This is a genomic window from Acinetobacter sp. YH16032, from assembly GCF_013417345.1.
In the GTDB taxonomy this organism is placed as follows: domain Bacteria; phylum Pseudomonadota; class Gammaproteobacteria; order Pseudomonadales; family Moraxellaceae; genus Acinetobacter.
The window spans coordinates 1-2,862 of sequence record NZ_VPEE01000099.1; the positions used below are offsets into that span (position 1 = coordinate 1).

A 2,862-nucleotide genomic window follows, 5' to 3' on the forward strand; every position below is an offset into this window, starting at 1 on the left:
CTAAATTTGAGATTTTCTGAGCTTTATCATTGATACCTGTAAATTTAGTCAGTTTAATTTCGTTCACCTGTCCTTTCTGATACCATTCATCAAAAGATTTATCATCTGTTAATGATTTAAATTGTAATACTAGTCCGCTTTTTTCTTTGTAATATTTATATAGAATGTTAAAAATCAGTGTTTTAGCACTTACACTTTTATAGCACTGAAAAAATGCAAAGCCTTCATTATATGAAAGAGGAATTTTTAGATAAAAATAGTAATTAATTAATTCAGCATTTTTTTCTGTTTTTGCATAATCTATTTTTCCTGTGTCAATATTTATAATAGCAGTCCTAAGACCGTAGTTTCCTTGTTGTAAAAAACCTTTAATAATTCTAGTTTTATCATCAACTTGAAGATCAACGATTCTGTAAATTTTCTTTTCATCTTCAACTATATGAAAGTCTATACCTTTCTCAGTAAAACAATCCTTAAAAATCGTATAAAGATCTAATCGACCTAAAATCTTATCTAAAGGAGGATAAGTATTATGAAGTCTAAAATATTGCTGATCATAAGTTCTTATAGTGTACGGAGCTAAAGAATGCATACTTAATATTTTAAGAATTAAAAATACATTTTTTCATAAGTTTTAGTCAGTTAAAAGGCTTTATTTAACATAAAATCTCTTATGCGAAATTTAAGAAAAAAAGCTTTAGCATTTTTTTCTGTCTCTTCTTAATCGTTGATCTTTAGGCTTTCGCTTATTCCGTTTATTCAAATAAATCTGATCTGCATTTCGACAAGCCACTTCAAACTCTTTCATACTCCAAGCCTTCTTGGCAGTGAAGCGTACATAGTGTAAGTTTTTTGGAAAATACATTTGATTCAGCTTCTTCTGCTCGGGATTTCGGGCATTTAATATCGATCTCATTTTAGCCTGTAACGTGCCAATTTGATGACGTGTACCATGAAAAGTTCCCTTAGAACTCAATCTAAAAGTGGCTTCTTTCAAACGATCAGCCTGTTCAGTCGAAATTAAATCAATTTTTTTATTCAACTCCCGCGTTGCCGACTGCATAAATTCTTGCGATAGATACCAGGTAAAACGGATTTTCTTCTGAGAATATCGTTGAAAAAACTCCAAATGCTTTTTACGAACCCCGCGTAATGCACGAGTTAGCTCTTTCAACCGCTCGTTATAGCTCACGTCATCGTTAAATTTAATTCCAAACCGTTGCAGTAAAAATGCACTCACGGATGCCTGATTCCAACGTGTATGTTCATTTTCTAAAAAAGCAAAGCCGAAAATACGTTGAATACTGGAAAAACGCCTGACATCAGATGCATCAAAAGGCTTAAACACCCGATAAACCAGATCTTGGTTACTATCAATAGTTTTTACACGCTTGGCATGAACATTAAAAATAACGCCAAAGCGTTCAGGATGATAATAAACCCGAGAAAATTGTGGCTTAAGATCACTAAACTCAATGTATTGTCCCAGTACATAATCCCCATAGTGCAACAGTTTTTCTCTTTTGGTTGTCAAAAGACTATTCAACTTTTGCTTCTGTACCATGCTCGAATTTTTGGCGAGTATTTCTTTTAGCGTCAGCTTACTTCTTCGCGCTTCTCTGTAGCCTGTGGTAAATAACCAAAACTGGAATACCTCACTTTTGGCTGGATCATAATTGATGACCAGACTCCATACTGGTTCCCCGTAGTCCGATTTTTTCTTACGCTCAGATTCAGTCAGATCGAGGCCATACTTCAAAATTAATTTTGGAAGCACATGATGGAACTTTGAAAAAAGCACAGTATCAGAAAACCAAAACTTAGCACTTCCATTTGAAATGCATTGCATGAGACTGAGAAGACAGTCCGTTTTCGTTGTTGTGTAGTAGATCATTATTTAATCAAAATGTGCTTTTTATGCGGAAAGCATAAAAGTTTATCTTTGATTAAAAAAGAATAAAAAACACCATTTTTATAAAATAGCGTTTTTTTTGATCAATTTTGGTAAATGTATAAATAAGAGTTCCAATACCCGAATAATCCAGGACTAAAAATCTTTTAAAAGTTCAAGATCAACACTAAACATTCTTTGCATTCCCAGCATATGATCAAATTTTTGCTCATATTCTTTCAAAAATTTTCTGGAATCTAATAAATGACTCAAAATCAATTTTAGACTCTGAATAGATTCATCCTTAGGATCTACTAAAGCTTCTTTTTCTTTTAACTCTTTACGAACTTCTTTAATTTGAGATGTTAGCGTTTTTATACCTCTATGATTTGCAATAAACATCATTTCAAACCATTCAAGATCTTCTAAAGTAGATTTCATATCATCACCATTTAATTTTATAAAAATATTTTTTTTAATGCTCTCACTCTCTCAACATTCTCCACAGCCTTCGTTTTACTCTGGGCTGATGGTGAATGTTGAGAGAGTTTCGGCAATACTCACCCTAAGAGCTTACAAAAAATTGCTTGCTCTTAAAGTATTGCCGAACACCAATTTGGGCTGACGGAGCCACGCATCGGTCGTCCACGACAGTAGGTAATTGTGCTTTCCTACACAGGCTGAGATTACGATTCACACACCGCATCGACACGTTCTCAAACCGAACAGGTCACTTCTCTCTGCGAGGGTTTCCCCAACATACAATTTAAAGCATCCCTGAACTACTCATCACGCTGTTGCTTTGTCGATATCCCCTAGTAGCAACTCCTGCTCTACATTACTGTAAAACAATCGCTGTGGTGCGCTAGCGTCGCTTTATTCCATCCACCCACACCACATGCCAGCCGTAAAACGGACGCGCAGAAGTAGGCAAAACCTGCTTTTTAAAGCTGATTTGATGAAAAAAAACA

At 34.6% G+C, this 2,862-nt stretch carries 2 protein-coding genes and 1 pseudogene; all 3 read right to left on the reverse strand.

Going from position 1 to position 2,862, the window contains the following annotated elements:
• A pseudogene (locus tag FTV32_RS16370) lies at positions 1–592 on the reverse strand (hypothetical protein); the annotation flags it as partial.
• Between the two features lie 105 nt (positions 593–697).
• Positions 698–1,849, reverse strand: coding sequence for a hypothetical protein (locus FTV32_RS16375; RefSeq protein WP_180029111.1), 1,152 nt, complete (start codon positions 1,847–1,849; stop codon positions 698–700).
• A 198-nt stretch (positions 1,850–2,047) separates the two neighbouring features.
• Positions 2,048–2,332: a hypothetical protein gene (locus FTV32_RS16380; RefSeq protein ID WP_180009727.1), complete on the reverse strand. Its 285-nt coding sequence runs from the start codon at positions 2,330–2,332 to the stop codon at positions 2,048–2,050.
• Between the last annotated feature and the right edge of the window lie 530 nt (positions 2,333–2,862).

Bases quoted from the DNA above. Each gene is read 5' to 3' on its own strand.
- FTV32_RS16375 (WP_180029111.1), bottom strand. From the start codon at position 1,849: ATGCAATGCATTTCAAATGGAAGTGCTAAGTTTTGGTTTTCTGATACT.
- FTV32_RS16380 (WP_180009727.1), bottom strand. From the start codon at position 2,332: ATGAAATCTACTTTAGAAGATCTTGAATGGTTTGAAATGATGTTTATT.